This is a genomic window from Brachyspira hampsonii (assembly GCF_002214805.1).
Taxonomy (GTDB): Bacteria; Spirochaetota; Brachyspiria; order Brachyspirales; family Brachyspiraceae; genus Brachyspira; species Brachyspira hampsonii.
In genome coordinates, this window is the sequence record NZ_CP019914.1 from 662,643 (window position 1) to 686,058 (window position 23,416).

The following is a 23,416-nucleotide window of genomic DNA, read 5'->3' on the forward strand; positions in this document are numbered from 1 at the left end:
TCAAATCCTCCTTGCAAGTCTAACTATATTCTGATAATCTATACTAGAATCATCATTATTTTTTCCTGAAACTACAGCAACATAAATGCTCTCAAATTCTTTTTGCAAATAATCTTTAAACTCTTTTAGATTATCACTATATTCTTCTATATTAGATTTATTATTAATACATAAAGAAGGTTCATAATCGCCTCTTATCCTCTCAATAATATTATCTATAATACTTTCTTTTATTCCATAAATCTTTCCTATAGTCTGTACTATATTTATTACTCTATACATATTACTATTTGAATTAATATTTGCCATTGCTATATTATCTATCATATAAATATTAATAGAATAATCTGCTGATTTCCTTTTATCTTCAAGAACATAATCTAAAGTCTTTATAGCTTCATCAACAAAATTATTAATGATTATAGTATCATATTCTTCATGCAAATCTTCTATACCTATAAGTTTTTCTTCTATAAATAATTTATAAAACTGATTAGCTAAATATTTTTTTATGTCATTAAAAAACATATATATATCAAAAAATTTCATATCTTTTCCTTTTACTACACTTACTAGATATGAAATAAAATTCTTTGTTCTGCTTTCCTTTATGGGTATTTCATAATGCGATGATAAACACTTTATTATATCGTATATATTATTATTAATAACATCAACAATTTCAGTTTTATCATTATCTTTAATATACAAAATATTATTATCCGAATTTAGACTTTCCAAATGCAGAGAATCCCTTTTTTCTTTTAGGAGTTTTATTTTTTCTTCTATATTAATTTTTACTATTTCTTTTTTGTCATCAGGTGTTAAAGATAATATTTCTTTTTCTATATATCTATTATGTTCAGCTTCTTCTTCCTTTCTTAATCTTTCTTTTTCTTTTTCTAATTCTTCTATTTTTTCTAAAGTATAAAATTTATTTTTGCACAAAAACTCCTCTATATTTTTAATATTATTTTCTCTCTCATCTCCGTAAACATACAGTATAAATCTATCTCCATATTTTATATTAATAGCAGATATTCTCACAAAAGACTTAGCATTGACTCTTTTTCCATTCTGATTTTCTATTTCAATCTTATCATCTATAGTCTTAAAATAATCTACAATAGGATAAATCTCTTTGACATCTTTCACCATATCATTTCTACATTCAAATTCTTTAGATATAAAATCATTATTCTCCATATAGTATCCTATATAATTTTATTTAATTATCTAAATACAATTATATACAAATATAGAAACAAATCAATTAGTTATGTATAAAAACATATTAAAAACTATATGAAATAGTTATGTATATACCTATATAGGATATATAAAATATCTATATTAAATTAGAATAATTTAATTAATTATCAATGACATAAATAAAATAACTTTAAACAATTAGATTTTTTAACTTTTTTAAACTTAAAAATTTCATTAAAAATGCTATATTTATTTTAAATACATACATAAGAATACATATCGTACAAATCATACATAAAAACCCTTGAAATTCTAAATGATATTGTTTATAATAATAAAAAATAAAAATAACAGAGAAAAACAGAAAAAATATGATTGATTTTAATTTAAAAGATATTAGAGAAAAAATTTTGAAGCTAACACAAAGCCAATTCGCTAAAATGTTAGGTGTGCGTCAGGATTATATTTCAAGATTAGAAAGAAATGCAAATAATATAACTCTTGACCTTTTGGATAAGCTTGCAGAAAATACAGGACTTACTATTGATGAGCTTACAAAGTATAAGAAGAATTCTTTTGAAAGTGAAAATCCATATCTTTACGAGAATCTTATTAATATACAAGTCATCATAGATAAGTTAAATGAAGAAATAAGTGCGACGGATAAAAAGAATAATGATAAAATATCTGAACTGACTTCTGATATTTATAATAAAATCAGCGAAACTTTTGATATTGTTGTTTATGGGAGATACAGTTCCGGAAAAACTTCATTTATAAATGCAATATTTGACAAAAATATTGACACGAATCCTTATTCTGAAGAAACGAATAATGATGAATATTATTTGAATGATGATTCCAAACTGTTTAGAATTATTGAGTATAAGGAAAATCTTCTTAATACAAGAATATACAATAATCAAAACATGTTTATATATCTATGCGATATAAATGCATTTTCTCAGGAAGATATTACAAATATAAATGCCTTAGCAAATTTCATAGATGATTTCAGCAATATATCTGTAATATTCTCCAAAGCGAATATATTTGATGAAAATGAATTAGACAGTGTTATTGATAAAAAATTTAAAGCATTAAAAGATTTCATAGAGTCTTCTAATAATATAAAGAAAATAGATTTTTCTTTACTAAGAAAAAGATTTTTCCCATTTTCAATTAACAACACTAATTTAGTTAAGCAGATTAAAGATGACTTTGCTGAAAATGTAAAATATGCTTACTATAACAAAATATTAACAAATATTAATTTCATTACAGAAATAATAGACAACAAAAATGATTTCCAAGAAAATGATAAATTAGAAGTTAATTTAAATAAAATAAAAATATCAGTTAAAGAATCATTTAATGAAATATATAAAAATACCCTCAATATAGACAGAATAATTCAATCTATTGATGATAATAATGTATATAGAAAAAAAGATGATATAAAAGTATTATGCAACAGTATAAACTTAAATCTTGATACACAATTATATAATATGCTCGCTCTTACAAAAGAAGATTTTAATAGTAAAGAGCCAAATAAAATAAAAACTAATTTAGTAAATGCGGCTATTGGTATTTTACCTTCATTTGAGTTATTAAAAAACAGCTCAATGAAAATAATAAATATTATAGGGGTATCTTTATCATTTCTTCCTAGTGTTGTATTTATATTATCAGGTTTTATGTCTTTCTCAGGAAATTGGAAAAAAACACTTTCTAAAAAAGTTATTAAAGCTTATGAGGAAGAAAATGTGGTATCTAAATACAATAAAACTATAGATGAATATTTTAATAATTATTTAGCAAATCTAAAAGAAATAGATGCTAAAACAAAAGAAACTCTAAAATATCAAGAAGATGCTAAAATGTATAAAAATATAAAATCTATATTGAATAATTTTGCTTCTTATATAGAAACAGAAAAAAATAAAAAGTAAATAAAAAACAATATGAAATAAAAAAGAGCAGGTATTATCTTTATGCCTGCTCTTTTATTATATTAAACTATAATATTTTAGCTATTAGTATTCTCATTGCTGTAAACAGTCCAGCTGCTGTCTGGAAGCTGATAATATGAGTTCTCTATAAGTTTCTGTACATTTCTTCTATATAAAGCAGTTTCAACTTCTTTGATATTAGCCATACTTAGTTTAGGATCTGATAATATTAAATATTCTGCTATAGTTCTTCTGTCGGTATTTTCTTTTTCCATTATTTCTTTTATATATTTTATTCTCTCATCACTGTATGCAGTTTTTGGTTTTGAAACATCAAATGCTATATAAGATAAATATCCGCCGTTATTTTCACCTATATAATAATTAGTTTTATACAAGTTTATTTCATCTTGATTGAACATGCTTCTTATTAAAGCTTCTTTATATCCCTGAGCTAATTCATCAGAAACATTTGTACTTACCATTATAAGATTTAAATCTTCATCGCTTGAAAGAGTAGATATTTGGTATGCACTTTCATCTATCTGTCTGTATCTTCCCAAAACCTGAGCTTCTATTAAAGTTTTTCCTCCAAGCACTCTCATCTCAGGCTCCTGCACCACTATAAGTTTTGAACAGCTTGCAATAAATACCGCAATAAGTAAAACAAATATCATATTATACAATCTCATAAAACAAATATCTCCTCTCTATTTTCTATATTATTAATTTCCGCCCTCTAAATATGAAATAACATCAGAGAAAGGCATAGGCTCAAGTCCGAATTTATCGCCTTCAAATGCTATAAGCTGCTGCTTCTGCTGATTAGGCTTATCTAAGTTTTGATCTCTAAAATAGAATGTAGTAAACACTTTATTTGCAGATATACTAAACTCCACTGAATTAGGATCATAACCGAATTGTACTATGTTTTCGACTGTAGATATACCGGGGTTAATAGGTCTTATCATCTCTATCAAGAATTTAGAAAACTCTGTAGACATTTTGCTTATACCTACAAAAAATGTAGTAGGTTTTATATTATTTAAAGGACTTACACCAACTCCGGCTATATCCGCTGTAAGATTAACCAATAATTTTTCATCATTAATTTTTTCTCTATTTTCAGGAGCAAGCAGGTATTTAAAGTTTATATCACTAGCTAAAACACGCATATCATATTTAATAGTGCTTGTATTGAAGCTTCCCAAATCTACATTAAGCCAAGGCAAATGTATAGCTCCCCTTCTTGGTGCTGTATTATTTGATATTGAAGTTAAAAATAAATTATCATCAAATTTTTCACCGCCTATATATAAAGATGATTTCAAATCCTGTATAGTAAGTCCATGTCCCTGAACTTTAACAGAAGAAGAAAAATCTCTTATTCTAATACTGTCATCTATAAACGGAGGTATTTTTAAATATACTCTTAATTGCTCAAAAAATACATTTGGAATTTGCTCTATAAGAGGCGTATATCTGGTGGCTGTAGCAACTACCTCATTATCTGTAGGAGTCAAATCAAAATGATAGTCTATATTTGAAGTTAATCCTCTCAATACTATTGACATTTTATCAGGAGAATCCATATTAGCAAAGAATTTATCTGTTTTAAAAATACCATCTGCTATATTATTTCTCAAATTACCATTAACATTGAATAATCCGCCTATTTCTATTCCAAAAGGAAGATAAAGGGCATCAGTGTCTAAACCTAATTCATAATTTAAATTAGCATTTTTTATAATTGGAGTAAAGTATCCATCAACATACACTAATAATTTATTAGCAGGACTTTGCAAATTAAACTGTCTAATATTAGCATATAAATTATCTCCGAAACTAACATCGGTGTCTATTTTCATAGTAACATCTTGAAGTTTATATTGCTTTTCTGTTACATAAAATGTACTGAAATTTGTAACTGTTGCAAATTTATCCTCTAATGACAAATCATATCCCAAAGCACTAGTCATTTTTATATCATCTTCAAAAGGCAGACTGTCAAGAATCTCAGCAAATTTAGTAGACAGCCAATTTTTCATAGCATAAGGAGCTATTCTAAAAGTTGATATATTAACAAAACCTCTTTTTAATCCTAAACCTTCTAAATCAAGATTGGATCTAAAATTAAGAAAATTATCCAAATCTAAATTAAGCTCTGAAACCTTAACATCCTGACTAATCAGATCTGCATTGGCAAGAACATTAAGTTTAGCTGTAGCTGTAGAAGAAACTTCCCCGCTTAAATTATAAGAGAAATTTCTTATGATGCCGTTTACTGTAGTATTTATATCATTTATCATCTCTCCAAAAACATGAACATCTAAATTAAGCGAACCTCTTGCAAGCCCTCCTGAAAAATTAGCAATAGGCAATGATGTTACACTTATATTCAAATCTGTAGGATCATCGAATTTTACAGCTCCATTAACCTTTATATCAGAATTAATATATTTTGAAGATACATTATCAATATAAAGAACTGTATCGCTTTTTTTATTAGGATCATTAATAGCCGGAACAACTCCTAATGCTCCATTCAAAGATGATAAAAGTCTTAATGATATATCTGTATTATTTAATCTATACAATTTTAATGCAGTTACTCTATCAATAGTAGTGTTATGCTCCAATTTTATATCTTCATTTGAAATGTTATTAGGATTAAAAGTAAAATTCAATTTTGTTTTTGAATTAAGATTATTAACTGCTATAGTGTCTCCCATAGAGAAATTTATTTTATCCAATACAAAATTTATTGTATTAGTTAAATTATTTATATTACCGCTGCTTTTATCAGCATCAACATTAACCATACCGCTCATACTAATACCTAAAGAAGGTACAAACATAGATGCTAAACTATTTATTTTATCTAAATTAAGTCTTGCATATAAAGTATCTAAATTAACACCTATATTTCCGCTGAATATTTGATTGGCAGATGCTATAACTTTTAATATCTCATCATTTAAAAGCTCTGAAGATAAATTCTCTATAGATACACTCTGATTTCTTATATTGTATCTAGCAAGAAAATGTGCCGCAAACTGCATATCATCTCGTTTTTTGCCGTTATAGCTGAAATTAGGATCATCTATTTCAAAATCGAATGTTATTATTATTTCATCTTTATTTTCTGTACCATCTTCATTCTTAGGATAGGAAACATCTAAATTAAATAAAGGATTATCATTAAAGAAAATACTGCTGTCATTATAAGCCAAACTATTGCTTATGAAACTTTTTAAATAAATATCTTTTAAAGCCTCCGGTGCAGATATTCCCATTACTTGAGACAATGAGAATCTTTTTGTATGCAAATCTAAATGAAGATTATAATTACTTAAACTCGCTATAAGTCCATTATTAGGTACATTAGTTAAAAATGATTTACTGTCTGCTTTAAATGCTAAATTATTTATTCTGATATTTTCTACATCAGCTTTTAATTTTAAAAAATCAAGTTTGCTGAAATCGAAAGGCTCTTTATTAGTATCTTCTACTTTAGGCTCAGACGGAGGCATATCCGGCAAATTCCAATTTCCGCTTTCATCTGTAAACATATAAACATATAAATTATCTATAGTTAAATCCTGAACATGAAGCTTCAAAAAGAATAAAGAAAAAAGAGAAAATTTTAATCTAAAATTATCTATCTTTATATTTTCCTCATTATTAAAATTAGCTGAATTATAAAGAATGACATTGCTCATCTCTATTTTTGGAAATAATAATCCGTATTTGAAATCACCTATTTCCAATTTTCTATCAGTAGCAGAATACACTATATTTTCAATAAGATTTTTCATTCTTTCATTATTAAAATATATTCTAGCTCCTGCAATACCTATAACAATCAAAAAAAGAAGTATTAGAGGTATATATCTCTTTTTAAATCTTCTTTTTTTCTGATTATTTTCTTGTTCTGATGATGTTTCAGTTTTTTCTTTTTTCTTAAAAAAATTCTTCATAATAAATCTTCTATAACAATATATTTTACATGTTTATAAAACAATTTTACACTTAAAAGGTAGTATATTATAAAACATATTCTTTATCAATAGCAAATGAATATTTAAAAGCCATTATTATTATAATATGTACTATCTTCATAATATGTGTTATCTTCATAATAATATGTATTATCCTGACTATTATCATAATAATAATCATCATTATACCTGTATATATTTTCATTAGTATTTTCAGCATTGTTGGTTTCTTCTTCATTACTGTAATAATAATATTCAGAATTATAATCTTCCGGTCTTATAATTATAACATTATTAGTATTATTGAAATTACTTTCCAAATTCTCTTCAAACTGTTCTTCAGGAATATTATTATCATTTAAATAATTATTACTATAATTATAATAATCTGTTTCATAAGTATTTGTATTATTATAGAAATCATATCCGTAATTATAATCACCGCTTATCTCATTTGATATGCTCATATTAAATTCATAGTTTCTAGCCTTTGAAATTCCTTTCTTCCAGCCTTCTTTAGTCAAATCTCTTTCAAATATAAGATAATACCTTCCCTGAGATAAACTTATCTCATACTCATCATCTGTCTGCGGCATAGTAACAATTTTACCCAATATATCATTAGAAATACTTATATTAATAGCCTGAGAATCTATCAGAAAATAAGAAAGTTTAACACTTGACTTAATAGGTATGCTGAAACTGTAATAATCTCTGTCATAAGAATAATCTATAGCTCCTTTGTATGTTTGATTAAACTCTATAGTTTGAGCCTCTGAATATTTATTATTAGGTTCATGTTCTGTATATTTATCATAAGGCTTAGCTATAATGCTTACTCTGTATGGTATATTATTAACATCATTAGTAGAAGCCAATATAAAATAATATGACATATAAGGATAAAGTATAAGTTTATCAACTATTTCCCCATCTCCTGTATTGTTAATATCTTTCATGGTTATCCAATTTCCTTTCTGATCATATAATCTTATGCTTGCATCTATGGCAGGAACTCCTGAAAGTTCTATGGAAATTGAATATGTATTAAAAGAACTATTAGTTATTTTATAGGCATCTACTTCCATATTTTTCAAATCACCTGTTTTTAAGGTAGGATTATAAATTTGGCTATAGTATCCTTCTATTGTATATAGTCTGTTTTCACTATTAACATCTATAATCTGAGATGCAGAAATTTTATCATTAGGCTCTTTCTCATCGCTTTCTTTATAATCTCTTTTTTTAATTATAAACATGTAATCAAGATTTTCTTTTACAGTGTCTTTAGGAGATATTGATATGTAATACTTATTTTCTTCAGTATTATTTTGAGAAGTTTCAAAATATATATTTTTCATAACTTGAGTAGTATATATCATTTCTTCTTCTTTTTTATTTTGATTATTATTGCTTATTACTGTTTCATTAGTATCAATATCATTTTTAATAGAATTTGTATCAGTATATGGTATTTCATCAGGTTCATTTATTACTTTTATAATATTAGTATTATAATCATATATAGTCATTATAACAGGAGAATATGTAGAATTTGAAACATAAAAATCTATAATGCTTGCCTTTCCGTCAAAAGTAAAATAATAATAATCCGTATTATCGCCTTCCAGCTGTCCTATTATACCATCTTTATTAATTTTCTGAGCGGTTTCAAAAGTATTATTGCCGCCTGATTTCTTTTCCAATTTATATTGAGAAGAACTGCAGGATAATAAAATCATCATTATATTAATAATTAATACAAAACCAATTTTCTTCATTTTATCTCCATTTATAGAAACGATATACAAAAATTATACATCATTCTATAATAAAAAGATACTTAATATTTTTATATATTGAAAAAAATATTAATATCAGCTATTGACATTTTTATTTATATATGCTATTATGTTTTTACGTTTTCAAATTAATATGGGTAGGTGGCCGAGCAGTCAATGGCAGCAGACTGTAAATCTGCCGACGTGAGTCTACGGGGGTGCGAATCCCTCCCTGCCCACATTCTTTTTACGAATATTTATCTTAAAATGAGGTATTGCTTTGGCTATAGAATTTAATAATGAATACATATCTATAGTTATGGAAGCTAACCTATCTGCTCCCGAAGAAATAAAATCTTTTACAGAAGATTCTAATGAAGCATGCAATATAAGAATGCCTGTAGTAGTATTAGATATGAAAAATGTTAAAGAAATTAACAGTGCGGGAATAGCTAAAATACTTAAGCTTTATAAAAATCTTCAATCTCTAAAAGTAAAATTATTTATGACAAATTTAGATGAATCTATTAAACCTACCATGAAAAGTTTAATGATGTTTAGTTTAATAAAATATTTTGATGATCCTAAAGATTTCACTATATAATATTACGAATAATAATACTATTCTTAAAATAATTATTTTATAATAATTTATTGAATTTTGCTGATCATTTTATTATACTTATTTTAGTAAAATAATCGGAGAAGTTTTATGCATAATAATATACCAACTGTAAGATGGACAGGAGATGAACTGTATATATTAGATCAAACATTAATACCTGTAACGGTTAAAGAAATAAAATTATCTAATGAAGAGGAAGCTTATAATGCTATAAAAGAATTAAAAGTAAGAGGTGCCCCTGCTATAGGAGTGGCGGCTGCTTATTCTTTACTCATAGATTTAAAAAATAAAACTAATTTACAAGCTAATGATTTTATAAACTTTGTTCAAAAAAGAGCAGAATATTTGAACTCATCAAGACCTACCGCTGTCAATTTAAGCTATGCTTTAAATAGAATGCTAAATACAATAAAAGATAAAAATAATAAAACATCATTAGAGTTGTACAATATACTAGAAACAGAAGCTAAAAAAATAAATTCTGAAGATGTAGATATATGCCAGAAAATAGGAGAATATGGAAATGAGCTTTTAAAAGAAAATTCCGGAATACTTACTCACTGTAATGCCGGAAGATTAGCTGTAAGCGGAATAGGTACCGCCCTTGCCCCTATGTATATAGCTCATCAAAAAGGTAAAAAAATAAGAGTATATGCTGATGAAACAAGACCATTGCTTCAAGGGGCTAGATTAACGAGTTTTGAATTGCAAGAAGCTGGAATAGATGTTACTTTGATATGCGATAATATGGCGGCTTTTATAATGTCTAAAGGTCTTATTGATTTAGTAATAGTAGGATGCGACAGAGTAGCTGAAAATGGAGATGCTGCAAATAAAATAGGCACTATGGGAGTAGCAATATTAGCAAAACACTTTAATATACCTTTTTATATAGCTTGTCCTTCCACTACTTTTGATTTGAATACAAAAACAGGCGACGACATAGTCATAGAAGAAAGAGATGCAAAAGAAATTATAAATTTTGCCGGTATTCAAACAGCACCTTTAAATATAAAAGTAAGAAATCCTGCTTTCGATGTTACACCTCATGAACTTATAACAGGCTTTATCACGGAAAAAGGTATAATTAAAGCTCCTTATATAGAAAATTTAAAAAATGCTTTTAATTAATTGGAGGCAGCAATATGGCTTATGAACAATTAAATATTAATACAATAATAGATTATGTAAAAACTATAGACGAATTAAAAAATATATTTTCAAGTTTTGATGATTTAGAAATAAAAGAAATTGGAGACGGTAATTTAAATTATGTTTACAGCATAACAAATAAAAAAAATGATAAGGAAACCGTAATATTAAAACAGTCAGTTCCTTTTTTAAGATGTGTTGGTGAAAGCTATCCTTTGGAAAAAGATAGAATGAAAATAGAAATTAAAGCACTCAAAGAACAGCATAAATTATGTCCTAATTTAGTGCCTAAAGTACATTATTTTTCTGAAGATATGTGCGTTGTAATAATGCAGAACTTAAATAAACATAAAGTTCTTAGAGGAGAAATAATAAATGGAAAAAAATTTCCAAAAGCAGCCGAACATTTAACAGATTTTCTTTCAAAAACTCTATTTTATACTTCAGACTATTATTTGGATACTAAAACAAAAAAGAATCTTGTTGCTGAATATATGAACCCTGAATTATGCAGCTTAACTGAAGATTTTGTTTTTACTCATCCTTTTGAAGAAAATGAAACTAATATTTATCATGAAAAATTGAATTTAGATGAAGTCAAAAAATTTCAAAGAGATTCCAAATTAAAAATAGCTGCTGCTGAGATGAAATATGCATTTATGACTAGAGCGGAGGCTTTGCTTCATGGTGATTTTCACTTAGGAAGTTTTATGGGTAATGAAGAAGAAACTTATGTTATAGATCCTGAGTTTGCATTTTACGGACCTATTGGTTTTGATATAGGAAAGGCTATGGCTAATTTCTTTATAGCATATATATCTCAGGAATATCATCAAAAAAGATTGGGAACAAAGTCAAAAGAATTTAGAAAATGGCTTTTTGATACCGCCAAATATATGCTTACAGGAACTTTAGACAAATTTGAAATATTATGGAAAAAACATTTAAAAGAAACAAAGCCTCTATATTGGAATTATCCTGAAGGAGAAAAACATTCTGAAGAATATATAAAAACTGTATTAAATAAAATATTTAAAGACTCCATAGGTTTTGCAGGATGCGTATTTATAAGAAGAACTTTGGGACTTGCTAAAAATAAAGATATTTCAGGTATTGAAGATTTAAATGAAAGAGCAAGACTAGATTGGATATGCTTAAATATAGGGCGGGAATTCTTAATAAATAAAGATAGTATAGATAATATAGAAAAAGCTGCTGATATAGTAAATAAATATTCTGATATAGAAAAAATTTAATAATTATAAAGATGGGCTATAAAATTAATTACAGCCCATCATTTTTAATAATAAAATAATTATTTACTTTTCTACTTCTCTTTTATATTTAATCAAACCTTCTTTTAGAATCTTCATAGCCTTTTTTAAATCTTTTGAATCAAGCACATAACACATTCTTACCTCACTCTTTCCCAATCCAGCAGTAGCATAAAAACCTTCTGCCGGAGCAAACATAACAGTTTCATTATCAATATTGAAATCTTTAAGAAGCCAAATAGCAAAATCCTCAGCATCTTTAACAGGAAGTTTAGCAAGAACATAAAAAGCCCCTTCAGGCTCTCTCATAAACACACCGTCCATTTTTGTAAGCTCCTCAAAAAGAATCTTTCTTCTGTTATCATATTCTTTTCTTGAAGATTCAAAATAATCAGCAGGCAAATCATATAAAGCAGATGCCCCTATCATTTCAAGCGTAGGTACTGATAATCTAGCCTGACATTCTTTAAAAATAGCCTCCATAAACTCCTTATTCTTACTAATTATACACCCTATCCTAGCCCCGCATGCAGAAAATCTTTTTGATATAGAATCTATTATAATAACATTCTCAGCTATATCATTATAACTGCCGAAACTTATAGCCTTTTTATCCCCATAAACAAATTCTCTATATACTTCATCACTTATAACAAAAAAATCATGTTTTTTAGCCAAATATGCTATATCATCTAATTCTCTTTTTGTAGATACAACCCCAGTAGGATTTGAAGGATTTGAAAATAAATACCCCTTAGTTTTTTTTGTAATACTTTTTTCTATTATCTCTCGGCTAGGCAAATGAAATCCATCTTCAGCATAAGTTCTAATAATATTTCTTTTTATATTAAGTATATCATAAAAGCTATTGTAATTAGCATAATAAGGTTCTGATACCAACATTTCATCGCCTTCATCAAATATGGCAATCAAACTAAGAAGTATCGCCTCACTTCCGCCATTAGTTATTATTATTTCATCTTCTTCATAATGAAGTCCCAATCTTTCATAATATGCTTGAATTTTTCTGATTAACTCTTTTGTTCCTCTTGAATGTTCATATTTAACCGTTTTCATATTGCAGTTAGCGATGGCATCAAAAAATACCTTGGGAGTCTCTATATCAGGCTGCCCTATATTAAGATGATGTATTTTTATTCCTCTTTTAGCAGCTTCCTCAGCATAAACATTTAACCTTCTTATAGGAGAAGCTTTAAGCTGCTGTACTCTTTTAGATAGATACATGATAAACTCCAATTTGTTATATACATAGTAAATAAATTTTAATGATATAAAAAATTATTTACTAACAATAAGTAATATTTTAATATATGCTATATAAAAAAATAAAGGAGCCATAAGATAAATTACAGCCCCTTTTAATTCTCTTAATATTTATAAGACTATTATTTATCTATTTCCCTATATTTAATCAACGCTTCTCTAAGTATATGCATTGATTTCTTTAAATCTTGAGAATCTAAAGCATAGGAAATTCTAACCTCATTTTTTCCTAATCCTTCAGTAACATAAAAGCCTTCCGCGGGTGCAAACATTACAGTCTCATTATTTATATTAAAATCTTTTAAAAGCCATATAATAAAGTTTTCAGCATTTTTTACAGGAAGTTTGGCAAGAACATAAAAAGCCCCCTCAGGCTCATGAGTAACAACGCCCTCCATAGTAGCAAGCTCTTCAAATATAATTTTTCTTCTATAATCGTATTCTTTTAAAGCTTCATCAAAATAATCATCAGGCAAATCATATAAAGCTGCAGCACCTATCATATCCAATGTAGGAAGACATAATCTAGCCTGACATTCTCTAAATATAGCAGTCATTAACTTTTTATTTTTACTTATAAGACAGCCTACCCTAGCTCCGCATGCTGAGAATCTTTTTGATATAGAGTCAATTATAATAACATGATCTTCTAAATCTTTATAAGTACTGAAACTTATTGCTTTTCTATCTCCATAAACAAATTCTCTATATACTTCATCGCTTATAATATATAAATCATATTTCTTAGCAATATAAGCAATATCATCTAATTCTCTTTTAGTATATACAACCCCTGTAGGGTTAGAAGGATTGGCAAGCATAAATGCTTTAGTTTTAGGAGTAATATGTTTTTCTATCTCTTCACGGCTAGGAAGATGGAAACCGTCTTCAGCATAAGTTCTTACAGCATTATATTTTATATCATAAATATCATAAAAGCTTTTATAATTAGCATATAAAGGTTCAGATACTAATATTTCATCACCCTCATCAAATATAGCAAGCATAGCAAAAGATATAGCCTCAGAACCTCCGCTAGTAATTACTATATCTTCTTCTTCATAATGAACACCTAATTTATCATAGTATGCTTGAATTTTATTTATAAGAGGCTTCATACCTCTTGAATGTTCATATTTAAGAGTTTTTTCACGAAATTTAGAAACCGCTTCAAAAAATATTTTTGGTGTTTCAATATCAGGCTGACCTACATTAAGATGATATATTTTTATACCTCTTTTCACAGCATCTTCAGCATAAGGGTTCAATTTTCTAACAGGGGAAACCTTTAATCTCTGAATTCTTTTAGATATATCCATAATGACGCTCCGTAATTATTGTAAATAGTAATTTTTTAACTAATTAAATATATACGAAACAATAAAAATTGTCAAGATATTTTATTTAATTATTAATAAATAAATAAAAAAAAATCATCAAATATAACATTATATATAAATAAAAATTACATTACAAAACATATAAATTACACTATAAAGTGAAAACTAGTATTATAATAATTATAATTACAATAGCTATTAATTATTTTTTATTATCAGTTAATAAAAAAATAAAAAATATTGATAAAAGATGTTTTTTGATATAAAATGACCGATAAAATAAAAAATGAATTTTAGGTATGCATATAAAAAAAATTATAACATTAATAATCGCAGCTATTTTACTATATATTCCACTATATCCTTTCGGCGGAAAACCCATTACAATAGAAAAAGTGAAACCTTACTATACTACTAAAGAAAATGTAAAAATAGATGTATTTATATATACTAATTTAGGGGATAATACAAATTATAACTATTTATGTTTTGCAGTAGCTGATGCAGTTGCAAATCAAATAGAATACAATAAAACATTAAGACTTCAGTCAGAAACTAATTATACAATTACACCTGTAGATTTTGAAAGAGCCTACGATTACAAAGTATTTCAATTTACAAACATAACTTATACCAGCCGAAATGAAGGAAGCAATATAGCTATTATTACAAATTATGAAACTACAACTTATACTAATTGGGGAGATGTCAGAAGCAATGTTCAATTAATCACACCTGAAACTGAAGGCTTTTTCCTAGAAACTAATGAAATGATATTTGAACATAATGGAAGCAATGTAATATTAAAAGGCACCAATGATTTTATTCAAAAAGTAGATATAGGTAAAACTTATTATGAATATTTCGGAGATGATATAAAAAAATATATATTTACAAGAGATTCTGATATAGCTGTATTCGGATCGGTAAAATACGATAGACCAAATATAAATATTGTAACATACATAGCATATATTAAGGATAGAAAAATAACATCCTATTCTATAACAATACCGGAGGCAAAAATTGATGAGCAAATACCTAATTATGCCTTAGATATAGCCAATAGAATAAGTTATATTGATAAAACAGGAGTTATAGCAATAGATGTAAGTCCGGAAGATGCTTTTGTATATGTTGATGATGTATTGATAGGAAAAAGCGGACAAACATTATATGTGCCGGCATTAACAACTAATAATCATAGATTCACAATAAAAAAAGAATATTATGAAACTATAGATACTATGCTTTCATTTGAAAAACCTAATGAAAACATACTTCTTAATTTCAAATTAAAAGAATTAAGTAAAAGAGCAAGGGTACAGATAAATATACCCGGAGAAGAAGAAAGTTCTGTAATTATTAATGGAATAAAAGAAACACCTACTAATGTAATAAATAGATATTTCGGTTTCGGAACATATTCTATAAAAATAACAAACACAAATTACATAGATTATTATGGAACATTTACGGTAAATAGTACTAATTCTCTAGTTCTTACACCTAATATGAAAAAATATCATGAGCCTACTTTGGCGGATAGAATATTTAAAAATTATGAAAGAAATACAAAAATATTTTTAGGACTGACTATAGCAAGTGCAATATTCACCGTTGGAACATATATATATGCCGGAGAAGTATTAGATTCTACTATGGTTAATTATTATAATCAATATAAAAACGAAGTTAATAGACCGCCTGTAAATTTAAATAATTATAATACTGCTATGAATATATATATAGCCGGAATGGTAATAACAGGGGCTTTTGCTTTAACTGCCGGAGTATATTATATGCTTTGGATAAATGAGAGTAATTTTGCCGTTGAGGAACTTTCATTTAATGCTGATTACAGCGGAGTTAATTTTATGTATGCATGGCGGTGGTAGCAGCAAATATATAAAAATTAATAAAATTTTCAATTACATTTGACAAAACATTATTATTTACTATACTACTAATAATATATAATTTTAGGAGTTATAATATGCTTAATATAATTTTTATAGGAGCTCCCGGAGTTGGAAAGGGAACTCAATCTGCCTTAATAGAAAAAGAATATCATATATCACATATTGCCACAGGGGATATGTTAAGAGATAATATTGCAAATGGTACTGAATTAGGAAAAACAGCTAAATCATATATGGATAAAGGGGAATTGGTACCTGATAGTTTAGTAATTGATATGCTTAAAGACAGAATAAAAAAAGATGACTGTAAAAACGGATTTATGCTTGACGGATTCCCTAGAACTATAGAACAAGCTAAAGAATTGTCAAATATATTAGAAAGTCTTAACTATAAAATATCTGCTGTAATAGATATATATGTTTCAGAAGAAGTAATCATAGACAGACTATTGAAAAGAGGCCGTGCTGATGATAATGAAGAAACAATTAAAAATAGGTTAAAAGTGTTTGAAAATCAGAGCAAGCCTGTATTAGAGTATTATAAAGATAAAGCAAAAATAATAAAAATAGAAAGTATAGGCACTCCTGAAGAAGTGTATGCTAAAATAAAAAAAGAATTAGATGTATTATAATTTATAATTATTATATTTTTAGGCTATGATTATAAATCATAGCCTTTTTTATATGCAAATTATTTTTATGATATATATTCCGAAAATATAAAAAAGAAATATTATCAACAGGTTTGTGTATGTCTGAAGAAAAAGATATAAATAATAACAATGATACTGAAAATACTGAAGCTCTCCCTAGAAAAGCTGTTAAGAAAAAAATGATAATAAAATCTAAAAATAAAGAAAATATCAAAGATTTGGATTTATCATCTTACGGAGCAAGAAGACAGGCTAGAATATATGCTGTTATGTCTTTATATTCCTATGAAATTAATGATAGAAAAGAAAATATAGATGAAATTCTTAATTTTGATTATGATAAAAAAATACCTGAAAATATATTCGCATTCACTAAAACTTTGGTAGAAGGAACTATAAATAATCTAGAAAGAATAGATAATTTAATAGAAAAATATTCTAATAATTGGGATATAAAAAGAATACAATATGTAGATAAATCAATTATTAGAATGTCAATATACTCACTAATATTTTTGAAAGATATACCTAAATCTGTAGTAATAGATGAGGCTGTAGAAATTTCTAAAATTTTTAGTGATAAAGATTCTTATAAATTTGTAAATGGGATTTTAGATGGTATACAAGAAAAAGACATACAATAAAAGATTGGCCAAATATAAAAACATTCAAATGATAGTTTTTATATTATCTATAGGGGCATTAGGTTTAATAGCTATAATATCTTTAAATGTAGCAATAATACAGGGAAAAGTAAGATTAAATTCTCAAATCGTAGATGATTATACTTTGGCTAAAGAATATTATAATAATAAAGATTATAATAAAGCCAAATCTATATTGAAAAAAGAAATAAGAAACACAATAGATCCTAAAAAAGAATATGAAGCTAATATACTTCTAGGAAAAATATATAATGAAACAAAAGATTATGATAATGCTATAAAAATATTTAATACTATGACAAATTCATTATATTTAGATGAGCAGTTAAAACATAATTTAGGAATATCATATCTTAAAAAAGAAATGTATGATGAAGCTTTAGTATCTTTAGAAACTTCATTATCAATAAACAGCAATTACATACCTAGTCTTCTCACATTGGGAAGATTTTATATGGAAAGAGATCTCCCTCGTTTGGCTAAAGGATATTATGAGAGAGTTTTAAATTTAGAAGAAAATGATGAGGCTTTATTTTATGTAGGATTAATAGCACTTAATGAAGGTTTCCAAAGTGTTGCTTATGATACTTTAACTAAATTAGTTAGAAGAAGCAAAGGCGAATATGCTGATAAAGCGGCTACAATATTAGGAGACATATATGTAATATCAGGAGATACTGACAGTGCTATAGAAATGTATTTGAAAAGTTTAGTTAATTCAGATACAAAGCCTGATTCTATAAAAAGACTTGTAAAAATATATGAGCAGGTTGAAGATTATGATGGTATAAAAAAAGTATATGAGCAGATATTAGAACAGAATCCTAATGATGTGGATACGATACTTGCATTGGGTGAATTATATGAAAAAGAAAATGCTTATGACAGGGCTATAAAATATTATTTAAAATTGGTAAAAATGAAAGATTATACCAATACTTATGAAGCTATAGGGCTGCTTGCTAATGCCTACTACAAAGGAAGCATGTTAAAAGAAGCAGAATCAAATTATAAAAAAATCATAATGGCTAACAATGAAGATGATTTATATAAAACTGCATTGGAAAGACTTGGAGATATAACATACAGACAAAAAGATTTTATGTCATCTTTAAAATACTATCAGGAAATATACAAGATAGAAACTAATAATGCAATATTTATGCCTAGACTCGGAGAATTGGAATTATATTATGGAAACTCCGATAAAGGAATAAGATTATTAAAAGAATCTATAGCTGAAGATGTAGGAAATGCCTTCCCTAGCAGAACATTAGCTATTTATTATGAAAGCATAGGTAATAATAATGAGGCACTAAATTATTATAATTATACTCTTTCTAAATACCCTAAAGACAGAGAAAGTATATACAGAGCAGGAATGCTTTATTATAAAACAAAAAATTATGAAAAATCAAAAGAATCATTACTCATAGCTGCTAATGATGAAAACAATACTACATTAGTAAGAGAAAATGCTTGGATAACATTGGCAACAATGATGGAAGAAATACGATCTTATAATGATGCTTCAGCCTATTACAGACAATTAGTAGAGATGTCTCCTGGTGTTGAAAATTACATGCTTTACGGAGCATTTTCTTATAGAAGACTTCAATATAATGAAGCTATATACGCCTATAATGAAGCTTTAAACTTGGCGGAATCAAAAAGGGATATGTTTGACATTAACTTAGTTTTAGGTAAATGTTATTACAGAATGAATGAACTTGATAATGCCGAAGAAAGTTATAGAAATGCTTTAAGCTATGACGGCGGTAATTCTCAGGCTAAAGATGGTTTAAGGCAGGTGCTTACTAAAAAAGAGCTTATGTATAATAATTAATACTAAGTAATATAAAATAAAGCAGAATATTTAAAATATTCTGCTTTATTATTTTAAAATTATTATTTATTATTATTGCTAATAAAAATTGTTCGCTAAAAATGTATAGCAAATGAATTTGCTATATGCTCACAATTTTTATATTAGGCTTTCTAGTATTTTAAAATTATTATTTATTATTATTGCTAATAAAAATTGTTCGTTAAAAATCTATAGCAAATGAATTTACTATACGCTTATAATTTTTATATTAGGTTTTCTAGTATTTTAGAATTATTATTTTCTTATTATTGCTAATAAAAAACAAAAAAGCCGTACTAATTATCAGTACGGCAACAATGAACCGGTGACGGGTTTCGAACCCGCGAGTGCAGGAATGAAAATCCTGTGTGTTAAACCTCTTCACCACACCGGCATATATTTAAAGAACTTCAGCTTAATATGAGCCAAGAAGGGTTCGAACCTTCGACAACCGCCTTAAAAGGGCGATGCTCTACCGACTGAGCTATTGGCCCGATTATTTTCACATTCTTTCAAATGTTTGTATATAATACTATATTATTAATTTTTTGTCAAGTAGAAAATATATTTTTTTTTCATTAATTAAATATATTCCAAGGATTATATAATGGTAAATCCGCTTCAACATATATTTCTTCATCTTTCGTTGGATGAGGAAATTTAAGACTTTTAGCAAATAAAGCCAAAGGTACATCATTTCTATCATACTTTATATAACTTCTGTACTTCCTATCGCCGTATATAGCATGACCTATATTAGCAAGCTGAACTCTTATCTGATGGAATCTGCCTGTTTCTAATTCTATTTTTAACAAACTTAAATTTTTTATTATATCCTCTTTTACAACATTATATCTTAATTTGGCTATTTTGGCATTTTTTGTATTTTCAAAAACAACCTGAGCTATATTACCCAATTTATTCGTTTTCTTAATGAGATAATTTTCAAGCTTACCTTCTTTTTCCAATAGTATACCATTAACAACGGCATAATAAGTCTTTTCAAATTTTCTATCTCTTATAGCTTCGCTTAATCTTGAAGCAGCCTTTGAAGTTTTGGCAAATACTATTACTCCTGACACAGGTCTGTCCAATCTATGCACAAGTCCTAAAAATACATTTCCTTTTTTATTGTACTTTATTTTTATATAATCTTTAACATTCTCAAAAAAAGAAACATCACCTGTTATATCGCCTTGTGTAGGTATATTAGGGGGCTTTACTGCTGCTATTATATGATTATCCTCATAAAGCGGATTAATATAATTACTCATTTCTTTTTCTATATTCATATTATTTGCCATTATTATTTATTAAGAAGTTAAATAGTATTTTAATAGATTTATTATATTTGGGGGGGATGTGCCTAGTCAGGGAATCGAACCCTAGACACAAGGATTTTCAGTCCTTTGCTCTACCAACTGAGCTAACTAGGCAAGTGAAAATTATTATAGCATACAAATAAAAAATGTCAAGCGGTGATTTAAAAATTATTACGAAAAATATTTTTTTTGGTTTATAAGTTATATATTTTGACAAATAGCATTATTAAATATATAATGTACAGAAAATTTTCATTATTTCTGATTTATAAATGCAGTCAGAATATTATAATTTTATCATTTTTATATGCAGGTAATATATGACAAAGAAAAAAGACAGAATAATAACATTTTCATTAATAGTTGTAATTATAATATTAATAAATGCAATAGCGAATCAATTTACTCCAATGATAGATTTAACCAAAGACAAAGTTTATTCTTTGAGTAAAGAAAGTAAAAATTTAGTTAAAAATTTAAAAGAGCCTATGAGTGTAAAATTTTTTGTTACACCCAATTTACCGCCGCCATTTTCTACCTATGAAAAGTATATAAAAGATTTATTTGAAGGATATAAAGCAGCAGGCGGAAAAAATATTAGCTTTGAAGTGATAGATGCATCAAAACATTCAGATTTAGCCAATCAGTACAGAATAAACCCTACTCAAATAAGCGTATTAGAAAAAGATCAAACTCAAACTAAAGTGGCATATATGGGACTTTCTTTCATATATGGGGATTCCATAGAAACAATACCATTCGTACAATCCACTGAAGGTTTGGAATACAATATAGATACAACAATAAGAAAAATGATGGATAAAAATGACAGATTAGCAAGATTAGAAAATAATTTGAATGTTTATTATGTATCATCAAAAGAGATATACGATCTTCTTCCTATAGGGGCATTTGAACTTATACCAGACTCTATTATGAAGGCTGTTGCTGATGCTAATATAGATTTAATGAATAAAGTAAGATTTATAAATGTAGATATGTCCAACCCTAGCCCTGAAAATGAAGAATTATTAAAAAAACTTAATGTTAAAAAAATAGAATGGGACGATATAAAAGATCCTAATGGAAATATAGTGGCAAATAAAGGGAGTGCTTATTTTTCATTAGTTTTAGAAAATGGAGATGATATAAGACAGCTTTCAACATCATACATATTGTATGGAGCTTTCGATGAAATAAAAAATGAAATTTCAAAAAATATAGACAGTATGCTTGGACTTAAAGCAACTATAGGATATGTACAAGGACATGAAGAAGCTAATTATATAACAATACCGCCTCAATTCGGAGGAAATCCTAATGATGCTTATGATAGTGTAAGTGAGTATGTATCAGAAATACAAGGGAATTATAATTTTGAAGCTGTTGATATCGCATTGAATGATATACCTTCTAGTATAGATGCATTGATTATAGCAGGAAGTAAAACTGCATTCAGCGATTATGAATTATATAAATTGGATCAGTTTATTATGAGAGGAAAGCCTGTATTATTTATGCTAAACGGTGTACAAATAAATCAAGATGATCCGGCTGCTCAGATGTACGGTCCTAAACTTATACCTGTTACAAACAGACTTAATGAAATACTTAATAATTACGGATTTACTGTAGCAGAAAATATGATATTTGATGATAATGCATATAAGGCTCAATTACAGCAAGGTATGCCGGAACAAAAAATGTATTATATACCTTTGATAGCTTCTGAAAATATAAATGCCAAAAATGATATAACTAAGAGTATTAATCTTCTCCTTACACCGATATCATCAGAAATTATAACAAATACAAATAATACAGATATAAAAATAACACCTCTGATTTATACTAGTGATAAAAGCTGGGTTGAAACAGAAAACTTTGCATCTTCTATGACAGGAATGCCTCAGGATTCAAGCAGATTATCAAAAAGACTTTTAGCAGCTTCTTTTGAAGGAAAAATGAATAGTGCATTTGCTGGAAAAGATATACCTTCTTCAACAAATGCTCAAAATAATATTAACAGCGGTATAAACAGAATAAACTCTACTACAAGCGGAAGAGTTATAGTTGTTGGTTCTTATGAAATGGCTAAAAACAGTGCTTATACTGCTAATAAAATATTCCTAATGAATTTAGTTGATTATATGGCAGGAGACAGCGGACTAATGAGCATAAGAAGAAAAGGGGCAGTATTTAATCCTCCTTATCAAGTGCCTGAAACCGTTAAGCTTTTTGTAAGAGTAATAAATATAGTTATGCTTCCTGCTGCAGTTATAGTATTTGGGCTTATGTTATGGAGTTCCGACAAGAAAAGAAGACAGAAAATTTTTGAGAAGTTTAACAGCAAATCAGAATAA

General features: G+C 27.0%; 16 protein-coding genes and 4 tRNA genes. 10 read left to right on the forward strand and 10 right to left on the reverse strand.

Features of this window, described 5'->3' with window-relative positions; translation table 11 throughout:
• The gene (locus BHAMNSH16_RS02655) at positions 1-1,206 is read right to left on the reverse strand and encodes an HPr family phosphocarrier protein (RefSeq protein WP_069731726.1); all 1,206 of its coding nucleotides are present in this window, start codon (positions 1,204-1,206) and stop codon (positions 1-3) included.
• Positions 1,207-1,583: 377 nt separating this feature from the next.
• Between BHAMNSH16_RS02655 and BHAMNSH16_RS02660 the strand changes: the two genes are divergently transcribed.
• Complete coding sequence (locus BHAMNSH16_RS02660) at positions 1,584-3,167, forward strand: helix-turn-helix domain-containing protein (RefSeq protein WP_069731727.1); 1,584 nt, start codon at positions 1,584-1,586, stop codon at positions 3,165-3,167.
• 77 nt (positions 3,168-3,244) lie between these two features.
• Here BHAMNSH16_RS02660 and BHAMNSH16_RS02665 read toward each other — a convergent pair whose 3' ends face one another.
• The 3 genes from BHAMNSH16_RS02665 to BHAMNSH16_RS02675 all read right to left on the reverse strand — a co-directional run bounded on the left by BHAMNSH16_RS02665 (position 3,245) and on the right by BHAMNSH16_RS02675 (position 8,949).
• Entirely contained in the window at positions 3,245-3,859 is a 615-nt protein-coding gene (locus tag BHAMNSH16_RS02665; RefSeq protein WP_008732077.1) for a hypothetical protein, read from the reverse strand.
• A 33-nt stretch (positions 3,860-3,892) separates the two neighbouring features.
• Entirely contained in the window at positions 3,893-7,147 is a 3,255-nt protein-coding gene (locus BHAMNSH16_RS02670) for an AsmA family protein (RefSeq protein WP_008732076.1), read from the reverse strand.
• A gap of 104 nt (positions 7,148-7,251) precedes the next feature.
• Positions 7,252-8,949, reverse strand: a complete 1,698-nt coding sequence (locus tag BHAMNSH16_RS02675; RefSeq protein ID WP_069731728.1) for a peptidase — start codon at positions 8,947-8,949, stop codon at positions 7,252-7,254.
• Positions 8,950-9,105: 156 nt separating this feature from the next.
• Here BHAMNSH16_RS02675 and BHAMNSH16_RS02680 point away from each other — a divergent pair.
• The 4 genes from BHAMNSH16_RS02680 to mtnK all read left to right on the forward strand — a co-directional run bounded on the left by BHAMNSH16_RS02680 (position 9,106) and on the right by mtnK (position 11,982).
• Positions 9,106-9,188: transfer RNA gene (locus BHAMNSH16_RS02680), tRNA-Tyr, on the forward strand.
• 41 nt (positions 9,189-9,229) lie between these two features.
• Complete coding sequence (locus BHAMNSH16_RS02685) at positions 9,230-9,553, forward strand: STAS domain-containing protein (RefSeq protein ID WP_008731656.1); 324 nt, start codon at positions 9,230-9,232, stop codon at positions 9,551-9,553.
• Positions 9,554-9,661: 108 nt separating this feature from the next.
• Positions 9,662-10,705 carry an S-methyl-5-thioribose-1-phosphate isomerase gene (gene mtnA / locus BHAMNSH16_RS02690; RefSeq protein WP_008731655.1) on the forward strand — a complete coding sequence of 348 codons (1,044 nt, stop codon included), beginning with the start codon at positions 9,662-9,664 and terminating at the stop codon, positions 10,703-10,705.
• Between the two features lie 14 nt (positions 10,706-10,719).
• On the forward strand, positions 10,720-11,982 hold the full coding sequence (gene mtnK / locus BHAMNSH16_RS02695; RefSeq protein ID WP_008731654.1) for an S-methyl-5-thioribose kinase: 1,263 nt from the start codon (positions 10,720-10,722) through the stop codon (positions 11,980-11,982).
• A gap of 63 nt (positions 11,983-12,045) precedes the next feature.
• Here the strand turns inward: mtnK and BHAMNSH16_RS02700 are convergent, their stop codons facing one another.
• Positions 12,046-13,245: a pyridoxal phosphate-dependent aminotransferase gene (locus tag BHAMNSH16_RS02700; RefSeq protein WP_069731729.1), complete on the reverse strand. Its 1,200-nt coding sequence runs from the start codon at positions 13,243-13,245 to the stop codon at positions 12,046-12,048.
• 161 nt (positions 13,246-13,406) lie between these two features.
• Positions 13,407-14,603: a pyridoxal phosphate-dependent aminotransferase gene (locus tag BHAMNSH16_RS02705; RefSeq protein WP_008731653.1), complete on the reverse strand. Its 1,197-nt coding sequence runs from the start codon at positions 14,601-14,603 to the stop codon at positions 13,407-13,409.
• A gap of 320 nt (positions 14,604-14,923) precedes the next feature.
• Here BHAMNSH16_RS02705 and BHAMNSH16_RS02710 point away from each other — a divergent pair, with 320 nt between their 5' ends.
• From BHAMNSH16_RS02710 to BHAMNSH16_RS02725, 4 genes are all read left to right on the forward strand, one after another.
• The gene (locus tag BHAMNSH16_RS02710; protein WP_008731652.1) at positions 14,924-16,522 is read left to right on the forward strand and encodes a PEGA domain-containing protein; all 1,599 of its coding nucleotides are present in this window, start codon (positions 14,924-14,926) and stop codon (positions 16,520-16,522) included.
• A 98-nt stretch (positions 16,523-16,620) separates the two neighbouring features.
• Positions 16,621-17,178 carry an adenylate kinase gene (locus tag BHAMNSH16_RS02715; protein WP_008731651.1) on the forward strand — a complete coding sequence of 186 codons (558 nt, stop codon included), beginning with the start codon at positions 16,621-16,623 and terminating at the stop codon, positions 17,176-17,178.
• Between the two features lie 119 nt (positions 17,179-17,297).
• Positions 17,298-17,843 (forward strand): transcription antitermination factor NusB, encoded by a 546-nt coding sequence (gene nusB / locus BHAMNSH16_RS02720; protein ID WP_069731730.1) that lies wholly within the window; start codon positions 17,298-17,300, stop codon positions 17,841-17,843.
• Complete coding sequence (locus tag BHAMNSH16_RS02725; protein ID WP_008731649.1) at positions 17,815-19,710, forward strand: tetratricopeptide repeat protein; 1,896 nt, start codon at positions 17,815-17,817, stop codon at positions 19,708-19,710. Before nusB ends, BHAMNSH16_RS02725 begins: the two co-directional genes overlap by 29 nt.
• Before the next feature lie 341 nt (positions 19,711-20,051).
• Here the strand turns inward: BHAMNSH16_RS02725 and BHAMNSH16_RS02730 are convergent.
• From BHAMNSH16_RS02730 to BHAMNSH16_RS02745, 4 genes are all read right to left on the reverse strand, one after another.
• Positions 20,052-20,125, reverse strand: a tRNA-Glu gene (locus BHAMNSH16_RS02730).
• A gap of 27 nt (positions 20,126-20,152) precedes the next feature.
• Positions 20,153-20,225, reverse strand: a tRNA-Lys gene (locus BHAMNSH16_RS02735).
• A gap of 84 nt (positions 20,226-20,309) precedes the next feature.
• Positions 20,310-21,023: an RluA family pseudouridine synthase gene (locus BHAMNSH16_RS02740; protein WP_008731648.1), complete on the reverse strand. Its 714-nt coding sequence runs from the start codon at positions 21,021-21,023 to the stop codon at positions 20,310-20,312.
• 71 nt (positions 21,024-21,094) lie between these two features.
• Positions 21,095-21,167 (reverse strand) — tRNA-Phe (locus BHAMNSH16_RS02745).
• Positions 21,168-21,373: 206 nt separating this feature from the next.
• On the opposite strand from BHAMNSH16_RS02745, the gene BHAMNSH16_RS02750 reads away from it, so the two are divergent.
• Positions 21,374-23,416 (forward strand): GldG family protein, encoded by a 2,043-nt coding sequence (locus BHAMNSH16_RS02750; protein WP_008731645.1) that lies wholly within the window; start codon positions 21,374-21,376, stop codon positions 23,414-23,416.

Coding starts and splice junctions, on each gene's coding strand:
- BHAMNSH16_RS02655 (WP_069731726.1), bottom strand. CDS start 1,206: ATGGAGAATAATGATTTTATATCTAAAGAATTTGAATGTAGAAATGAT.
- BHAMNSH16_RS02660 (WP_069731727.1), top strand. CDS start 1,584: ATGATTGATTTTAATTTAAAAGATATTAGAGAAAAAATTTTGAAGCTA.
- BHAMNSH16_RS02665 (WP_008732077.1), bottom strand. CDS start 3,859: ATGAGATTGTATAATATGATATTTGTTTTACTTATTGCGGTATTTATT.
- BHAMNSH16_RS02670 (WP_008732076.1), bottom strand. CDS start 7,147: ATGAAGAATTTTTTTAAGAAAAAAGAAAAAACTGAAACATCATCAGAA.
- BHAMNSH16_RS02675 (WP_069731728.1), bottom strand. CDS start 8,949: ATGAAGAAAATTGGTTTTGTATTAATTATTAATATAATGATGATTTTA.
- mtnA (WP_008731655.1), top strand. CDS start 9,662: ATGCATAATAATATACCAACTGTAAGATGGACAGGAGATGAACTGTAT.
- mtnK (WP_008731654.1), top strand. CDS start 10,720: ATGGCTTATGAACAATTAAATATTAATACAATAATAGATTATGTAAAA.
- BHAMNSH16_RS02700 (WP_069731729.1), bottom strand. CDS start 13,245: ATGTATCTATCTAAAAGAGTACAGCAGCTTAAAGCTTCTCCTATAAGA.
- BHAMNSH16_RS02705 (WP_008731653.1), bottom strand. CDS start 14,603: ATGGATATATCTAAAAGAATTCAGAGATTAAAGGTTTCCCCTGTTAGA.
- BHAMNSH16_RS02710 (WP_008731652.1), top strand. CDS start 14,924: ATGCATATAAAAAAAATTATAACATTAATAATCGCAGCTATTTTACTA.
- BHAMNSH16_RS02715 (WP_008731651.1), top strand. CDS start 16,621: ATGCTTAATATAATTTTTATAGGAGCTCCCGGAGTTGGAAAGGGAACT.
- nusB (WP_069731730.1), top strand. CDS start 17,298: ATGTCTGAAGAAAAAGATATAAATAATAACAATGATACTGAAAATACT.
- BHAMNSH16_RS02725 (WP_008731649.1), top strand. CDS start 17,815: ATGGTATACAAGAAAAAGACATACAATAAAAGATTGGCCAAATATAAA.
- BHAMNSH16_RS02740 (WP_008731648.1), bottom strand. CDS start 21,023: ATGAATATAGAAAAAGAAATGAGTAATTATATTAATCCGCTTTATGAG.
- BHAMNSH16_RS02750 (WP_008731645.1), top strand. CDS start 21,374: ATGACAAAGAAAAAAGACAGAATAATAACATTTTCATTAATAGTTGTA.